This is a genomic window from Anaerotignum propionicum (genome assembly GCF_024461735.1).
Lineage (GTDB): Bacteria > Bacillota > Clostridia > Lachnospirales > Anaerotignaceae > Chakrabartyella.
In genome coordinates, this window is the sequence record NZ_JANGAD010000015.1 from 23,305 (window position 1) to 31,498 (window position 8,194).

The 8,194-nt window shown below is 36.7% G+C and carries 6 protein-coding genes; 1 reads left to right on the forward strand and 5 read right to left on the reverse strand.

The features are described 5' to 3' along the window. Positions 1-269: 269 nt before the first annotated feature. The 5 genes from NE558_RS13860 to NE558_RS13880 form a co-directional block, all read right to left on the reverse strand. On the reverse strand, positions 270-1,649 hold the full coding sequence (locus NE558_RS13860) for an alanine/glycine:cation symporter family protein (protein WP_256150769.1): 1,380 nt from the start codon (positions 1,647-1,649) through the stop codon (positions 270-272). A gap of 639 nt (positions 1,650-2,288) precedes the next feature. Then, positions 2,289-3,668, reverse strand: coding sequence for an alanine/glycine:cation symporter family protein (locus NE558_RS13865; RefSeq protein ID WP_256150770.1), 1,380 nt, complete (start codon positions 3,666-3,668; stop codon positions 2,289-2,291). Positions 3,669-4,628: 960 nt separating this feature from the next. Next, a complete protein-coding gene (locus NE558_RS13870; protein WP_256150771.1) occupies positions 4,629-5,453 on the reverse strand; it encodes an Mrp/NBP35 family ATP-binding protein in 825 nt (274 codons plus the stop codon). A 2-nt stretch (positions 5,454-5,455) separates the two neighbouring features. Next, positions 5,456-5,821, reverse strand: a complete 366-nt coding sequence (locus NE558_RS13875; RefSeq protein WP_256150772.1) for a DUF134 domain-containing protein — start codon at positions 5,819-5,821, stop codon at positions 5,456-5,458. Positions 5,822-6,073: 252 nt separating this feature from the next. After that, positions 6,074-7,435: an APC family permease gene (locus tag NE558_RS13880; RefSeq protein WP_256150773.1), complete on the reverse strand. Its 1,362-nt coding sequence runs from the start codon at positions 7,433-7,435 to the stop codon at positions 6,074-6,076. Between the two features lie 292 nt (positions 7,436-7,727). On the opposite strand from NE558_RS13880, the gene NE558_RS13885 reads away from it, so the two are divergent. After that, positions 7,728-8,060, forward strand: coding sequence for a hypothetical protein (locus NE558_RS13885; protein WP_256150774.1), 333 nt, complete (start codon positions 7,728-7,730; stop codon positions 8,058-8,060). Positions 8,061-8,194 lie beyond the last annotated feature (134 nt).

The following is an 8,194-nucleotide window of genomic DNA, read 5'->3' on the forward strand; positions in this document are numbered from 1 at the left end:
CATTTTCTGCAAAAATAAGACAAAGGCGTCTTTTTTTTAACAACATCTTAACGGCATTTTTATTTTTTGGCTTTTTTCTTGCTTATAGCTTTGAGAGTAAAAAACATTTTAAAATCATCATGATTCATCTCATCTTCCAACCTACTCCATTATTTTGGCTATATATATACATAGTCAGTCCAACTGATTTTTATATCGGCTTTCCTTTTAATTAAAAGGATTGCATAAAAAAAACGGTGCAATAGCACCGCTTTTAAAATAAAAATATATTATCTATCAAGTAATGGAATTTCATCTGTAGACCAGCCATCCAAATTTTCCGTCCATAAATATTTCTTTGTTTCCGAAACAATAACACCACTCAACCCTAATAATGCAATTAAGTTAGGAAATGCCATCATCGCATTTAACGTATCTGCAATGTTCCAAACCAACTTTAAGGACATAATGCAACCAACATAAGATACAATTACCCAGGCAATGCGAAAAGGCTTAATGCACTTTGTGCCCACCAAGTAAACCCATGCTCTCTCACCATAGTAGCTCCAGCCTAAAATAGTAGACCATGCAAATGTTACCAAACCAATAGTTAATACAATTGGCCCAACCACGGGGATGTGATTAAATGCCGCCGATGTTAAAGCACCACCATCCAAATTTGCCATTCCTTCTGGCGATTTTAATATAGAACTTACCAATACCAAACCTGTCAACGCACAAACAATAATTGTGTCCCAAAATACAGCAGACATTGCAATCAATGACTGACGAACAGGATTTTTTGTCATAGCTGCTGCTGCCGCAATAGGTGCGGAACCTAGTCCTGACTCATTGGTAAATAAACCACGAGCAATACCAAAACGAATTGCCATCATCACTGTTGCACCTGCAAATCCACCACCTGCAGCCGTGGGTGTAAATGCACTGCTTACAATTAACTTAAATGCCGCTCCAAGATAAGGTGCATTAATTGCTAAAATTACCACACACCCTACTATGTATAATCCAGCCATCAAAGGAACCAATTTTTCGCAACACTTCGCAATTGACTTCACCCCACCCAATATAACCAAAGCCGTGGCAACAGTCAAAACAATACCTGTAATCCATTGAGGAATATGAAAATTATTCATAACCATAGTTGAAATAGAATTTGCTTGTGTCATATTTCCAATACCGAAACACGCAACACCAGCGAAAATAGCGAACATCACACCCAACCATTTCTGTCCAAGGCCTCTCTCAAGGGCATACATGGGGCCGCCAACCATAGCTCCGGTTTTATCCTTCACTCTATATTTAATTGCCAAAAGCGCCTCACCGTACTTGGTTGCAATCCCAAACAAACCTGTTAGCCAACACCACATGATAGCACCAGGGCCACCCAACGCTACAGCTGTTGCAACGCCTACAATATTACCAGTACCAATTGTCGCAGCCAATGCTGTGGTTAATGCACCAAAGCCAGATACATCACCTTCCGCCTCGGTATCCGGAGTGACAGAAAGCTTAATTGCCCTAAATATGTAGCGCTGTATAAATTTTGTTCGCACTGTTAAAAAGATGTGTGTACCAAAGAGCAAAACCAGCATAACTGGCCCCCAGACAAAACCATTTACTGCATCTACAAAACTGTTAATTGCCTCCATAAATTTGTTTCCTCCCTAACATGATATAATGTATGAATGAGTGCATTTAGGTCTGATTTATAAAATTACACCTATAATATTAAAAAAAAGAACTATTATATATGCAATAATAAGTATTTAAATAAGAACTTCAGACCTTGTATTCATTGTACATAACTTTTTTAAAAATACAAGTGTTTATTTCAGGAGGACATTTATTGTACAAATTTCAGGACAATTACTGAAAATTATCAACGAATTAATTGAAAGCGTCTTTTATTTTTTCTAAATATCTAATAAGTTCTATTCTCTTTTTGAATCTAATTCATGAATTTTGTTGTAAATAAATTAAGAATTTTGACTTTTTATATCTTAGTATACAGTTTTTTTAATACCCCTTGTTTAAACAATGTGTTTTGTTATCCTAATAAATATTATTTTTATTATTTGAAGAAATAGCTTCAATTTAATTAAAAAGTAATAGTCAACTGATGATTAAAATCTTTTCAGCGAGTTTTGTAATTCTAACTACATCCTTTCTCAAGTCAATGAATTGACCCCTCTGATTTATTCTAAAAAAAGAAAACAAGATACACAATTCAATACAAAAAAAAGACGGCATATAAGCCGTCTTTCTTGCGTGGGATTTAAAACACCGAATTATCTATTTACTGTAGGGATTTCGTCTGTGGACCAACCTTCCATATTGTCATCCCACAGATATTTCTTAGTCTCAGATACAATTACACCACTTAATCCAAGTAACGCAACCAAGTTAGGGAATGCCATCATGGCATTCAATGTATCTGCAATGTTCCATACTAAGTCAAGAGCAGTAACACTACCAATAAATACTACAATAACCCAAGCCAAACGGAAAGGCATAACTGATTTTGTACCCACTAAGTATACCCAAGATCTTTCGCCGTAATAGCTCCAACCTAAAATTGTAGACCATGCAAATGTAATCAAACCAATTGTCAATACAATAGGACCAATTACTGGAATATGATTAAATGCAGCAGATGTTAAAGCACCACCGTTTAATCCTGACATGCCTTCTGGATTCTTCAAAATAGAAGTTACCAAAACCAAACCTGTCAAAGCACAAACAATAATTGTATCCCAGAAAACGCCGGACATAGCAATCAAAGCCTGACGAACAGGGTTTCTTGTCATAGCCGCAGCATCTGCGATAGGCGCAGAACCCAAGCCAGCTTCGTTGGTAAACAAACCACGAGCAATACCAAAACGAATTGCCATCATAACTGTTGCTCCGGCAAAACCGCCGCCTGCAGCAGTGCCTGTAAATGCACTACCTATAATTGCCTTAAATGCAGCACCGATAAAAGGAGCATTAATCACGATAATTACAAGACAACCTAAAATATAAAAACCTGCCATTAAGGGTACTAATTTCTCACAAACCTTAGCGATAGATTTAACGCCACCCAAAATAACCAAACCTGTGGCAACCGTAATAACAATACCTGTTATCCATGTAGGTAAACCAAAGTTATCACGTACCATTGTAGAAATGGAGTTTGCCTGTGTCATATTGCCAATACCGAAACATGCAATACCTGCAAACAGTGCAAATAAAACGCCCAACCACTTTTGTCCCAAACCTCTTTCCAAAGCATACATAGGTCCACCAATCATAGAACCGGTGCTATCCTTCACTCTGTATTTAATTGCCAACAAAGCCTCGCCGTATTTTGTTGCAATACCGAAAAGACCTGTCAACCAGCACCAGAAAACAGCACCAGGACCACCTAATGCTACCGCTGTTGCAACACCTACAATATTACCTGTACCAATTGTAGCAGCCAGCGCAGTTGCCAATGCACCAAAACCGGAAACATCACCTTCAGCTTCGTTATCCGCTGTTACAGAAAGCTTAATTGCCTTACCGATGTGTCTTTGAATAAATTTTGTTCTGAATGTTAGGAACACATGTGTACCAAACAACAAAACCAGCATTACAGGACCCCACACAAAACCATTGATGGTGGACACAAAATTATTAACTGCTTCCATTTTACTACCTCCCAAATTATTTATAAGATAATTTCACCGGTCAGAACCATCACCTCTACTCTTTGTACGACACTATTCATCGTCCCCACGATAACGAATGATATTTATTGTCGAATACAAAATAAAGATGTTCCCTCAGATTCTGTAACCTATTTACTATTTTATATTATTACAGCAAAAAAACAAGTATTTTTTTATAAATGAAATCAGCCCACACAAGCCTTTTTACTTAAAAATGTACAATTTTTATTAAAAAACCCAAAACTTTTTGACTTAATTTATTCATTCAGTCTCAAAAATTGGAAAGCTTTCTTTTCAAACTGATTGATACATTTTCACGAAATTTTAACAAAATTAAAGCATTATATTGCTATAATAGTACTAAATAATAACTCGTTTTCAACATTTTATTGTATTTATAGTGATGCATAGTTAAAAGAAAAACCACATATTTACCTCGTTGTGCATATTTACAGCAATTATTTCGTATTTTCTTTTCCTTTCCTGTCGTATAAACAGACAATACCACTTTTTTTGTTCATAGTATCTTTTTCTCTCATTTTTTAAAGAGTATTGCTATTTTTGGTTGATTGCACATTTATCAATAAAAACCAATTAAATTTTATACTTCTACCTTTTCACAATATGAAATATAGATTTTCAGTCATACTATTAAGTTTTTTAGACACTACTTTCAGCATTTGATATCTACACTTATTTCTAAAAAAACCAGAACCATAAGAATCCAGAGGGTTCTGTTGCTCTAATGAAACATATTTCAGCGCAGAAATAAAAAAGAACAGAGGGTTCTAAAACAATAAGTTTTAGCTACACTGTTCTTTTTTAAAGGGTTATTCACACCTTATGCTCTATAAAAATGCTTTAAAAGTTAACTTCAGCACTTTTGCTTTTTAAGCTTAAAATCTATTTTTATCTATTATGCATAAAGGGAGTGTCCCGTCATTTTTCTTCTAAAAATGAAACCATTGGCGATAGCCATTCTCCCTCAAATTCCTCTGTTTCTCCCCTGTCACAACGTGCCGCAATGCTAGGGTCAATGGGCAATTTGCAAACTGTAGGTATATTGTGTTTTTTAGCGATGGCATCTATATTGCTTTCCCCAAAAATTTTATGTATTTCACTACACTCGGAACAAACAAAATATGAAAGGTTTTCTACAATTCCTAATATTGGCACATTCATCATTTCAGCCATCTTCACAGCCTTATCCACAATCATTCCTACCAATTCCTGGGGAGATGTAACAATAATAATTCCGTCAATGGCAATGGATTGGAAAACTGTCAAAGGCACGTCTCCCGTACCTGGAGGCATGTCAATAAACATATAGTCAACATCACCCCAAACAACGTCCTTCCAAAACTGCTTAACAGTCTCTGCAATAATTGGTCCACGCCATACCACAGGATCTGTTTCATTGTCCAACAAAAGGTTTACAGACATTACCTTTATCCCTGTTCTGGTTTCACAAGGAATTATTTCAGTCTTAGTTCCATATGCCTTCTGTGTCATGCCAAAAGCCTTTGGAATAGATGGACCTGTGATATCCGCATCAAGAATCGCTGTTTTTTTACCTAACCGATTCATCAAAACAGCCATGGAGGAAGTCACCATTGATTTCCCAACGCCACCCTTGCCGCTGACTACGGCAATTACTTTTTTAATTTGACTATGCTCATTTGGTGGCACCAAAAAATCAGCCGGCTTTCGGCTTGAACAGTCGGAAGAACAGCTTCCGCAGTTATGTGAACAATTCTCACTCATAATTACATCTCCTTAGAAATATTTCTTTTCTTATAACAAAATTTTTCGCATTTCTTCCCACAATGCAAGCTATCACCTTGACAAAGGTCGAAATCGCCGCCTTCAATGTGAAGGGATTTCCCATTTACTAAGGCATCTGCCAGCTTTCTTCTTGCTTCGTTATATATGCCCTGTACTGTTGTTCTGGCAATGTGCATTTGAGCTGCGCATTCTTCCTGCGTATATCCAACTAAATCAATCAGTCGAATGGTCTCGTATTCATCTACCGCCATAATAACACGATTTTCATCGTTCATCTCCTTCATTGGAGCAAACCCGCAATTTTCAGGTAATGCACAAACTTTTCTGCACTTTCTTGGTCTCGCCATAAAAGTCCCTCCTCATTTTCGACATATGTTACTTATTACAGTATACAACTTAACATCTATATGTCAACCTTTTCTGCCTAATCAACACAAGAAAAAAGCCCAATTTCCATTATAAAGATTTATCCTTGAAATCCATTTAAATGGGGGCTTCTTTCTTTGTTTATGATACATGGGGATAGGAACAGAAAACCAATCTTCTTTCCCTTAAAGCTATAGCCTGAAAACCCCATCATTAATACTATACATTAAAACTCATTTATTTGCTTTTTCGTGTCCGTAGTTTTTCAATGCAAACCCAATACACATTATAACTGCAAATAAAATTAAGTAATAGATAATTGCCTTTCCTAATGAAACAACCGCCGCAACTACCATAAATAAACTAGCCACTATTCCTAAAATTGGCGCTACGTAACGATTAAATACTCCTAATTCCTTCCCTTTTTTCATCTGCAGTAAGAAAATGGGTATATACATGGCATAAATTGTTATAATCGGCAATTCGGAACTGTCGAAGCAAAACAAACCAAACCATGGTTCCGTTAAATTTGCACCGTAAAAATAAGTAAGCCAAATTGCCGCCATTAAAACACCCATCGCAGATGAATTGGTTGGCATATTTGTAACCTTATCCACCGCATTGAATATATGAGGCATAGGGCCTTCATTTCTTGCAGCCATAGCGTAAAAGCTACGGGTACATGCTAACATTAAACCATTTAAAGTGCCTAAACAGGAAATAACCACAACCACAAAAAGCAACGTTCCACCTGCATTTGTAAAAACGGTAGAAAATGCGATTTTCGCTCCTGCTTCTCCGCCTTCCATCATTACACTGTTTTCAACTGCTCCTGCCAAACCAACATAGTAAAGTACATACATCAAAACAGTAAATACTGTGCCAATCACCAGTGCCAATGGCAAATTACGTTTCGCATCTTTTAGCTCAGCATTGATGCTGGTTGCACAAATCCAACCCTCATAAGCAAAGCTGGTACCAACAACTGCGGTAAACAAAGGATTCCCCTTCACCTCAGTAAGTACTGTTCCATTAAAGTTTTCCATCAAAATACCACTTTTCAGACCAAAAATGGTTCCTACTATTGCCATTAAGGCCAAAGGTATAAGCTTGATTATTGTAGTGGATACTTGCAATTTTCCCGCCAGTCTTGGGGAAATAGCATTAAGCACATAACTGCTTACCAAAAATAATCCAGCAATCGTCATCGCCTCAGGTCCAACAATGTTCCAACCCAACAATACACAAAAATATCTAGCAGAAACCCAAGCTAAAACAGAGGTCATCGCCGGAAAATAAATTGTAGCCATGAACCATGCAAAGAAATAACCATATTTAGGTCCTACCATTGTTTCTGCATAATCAACAATGCCGCTTACCTTTTCATGATGTGTTGCCAAAACCGCAAAATTATACGCACAGGCAATCATAACCAAACCACCCAGAAACCACGCCAAAATACCTTGGCTCAGATTTCCTCCTGTTGCAACTAAAACCTTTTCCGCCTTAAAAAACACGCCACTGCCAATAACAATGCCAACTACCATAGCAATTGCAGTTAAAAGCCCATATCTTTTCTCTAATCCTTGATCCATAATACCTCTCCCCTTATTTCTTTTGCACATAACCGCATCGATACGGCTGTGCTTTACTCTATAAAAGTAACATACTTTTCTATAGAATACAACGCTCAAGCGCAAATATGTCATGTTTTTTTATAAATACATTTATTTTTATGTTTATTTTGCCAGGCGCTCCTAGTGCTTTGTCGATTTAATTTCTTGCGTAACATATGATAAAATGTTACACTACTGTATATAAAATAAAAAGATACTTTTACATTGTTACTAGTCAAATTTTCACATTTAATTAAAAAAGGAGGCGCTTATGCTTATTTATACCTCTGTTTTATTTCTAATCTCTATGTTTTTTTATAGTGAAACACGGCAAACTAAAAAAATGTCCTGCCGTCTCCTTCCCGATTTTAATGTAGATGCCTCCACTGCCACACTTGCTGCAAAACAATTTTTTATTATTTCAATCTGTTCGGCAATTAGCGGCTTACTTGTCCTTGGCTGTTGGCTTTATCAGAAATTAACCAGCTTGACATGTCCAAAGCCTTTTCTGGCTTTTTCAATGCTGATTTATGCTGGGGGTTTTATGATTAGCTTGTATCGTTGCTATCAGCTGAAAACCACTTTGAATGAAAGAGAAGGATAAGTCATTCTTTCTTTATAATATAACCTTGCCAAATTGATTTTCTTTATGCCTATATATTGTTATGCATCCATTATTGAATATAATCATCACCACCAGCTCAGCTGGTGGTTTGCTCTGCCCCTAGAAGGGGCTTT

Excerpts from the sequence above, each read along its gene's own strand:
- NE558_RS13860 (WP_256150769.1), bottom strand. The coding sequence starts at position 1,649 with ATGGAGGCAATTAACAGTTTTGTAGATGCAGTAAATGGTTTTGTCTGG.
- NE558_RS13865 (WP_256150770.1), bottom strand. The coding sequence starts at position 3,668 with ATGGAAGCAGTTAATAATTTTGTGTCCACCATCAATGGTTTTGTGTGG.
- NE558_RS13870 (WP_256150771.1), bottom strand. The coding sequence starts at position 5,453 with ATGAGTGAGAATTGTTCACATAACTGCGGAAGCTGTTCTTCCGACTGT.
- NE558_RS13875 (WP_256150772.1), bottom strand. The coding sequence starts at position 5,821 with ATGGCGAGACCAAGAAAGTGCAGAAAAGTTTGTGCATTACCTGAAAAT.
- NE558_RS13880 (WP_256150773.1), bottom strand. The coding sequence starts at position 7,435 with ATGGATCAAGGATTAGAGAAAAGATATGGGCTTTTAACTGCAATTGCT.
- NE558_RS13885 (WP_256150774.1), top strand. The coding sequence starts at position 7,728 with ATGCTTATTTATACCTCTGTTTTATTTCTAATCTCTATGTTTTTTTAT.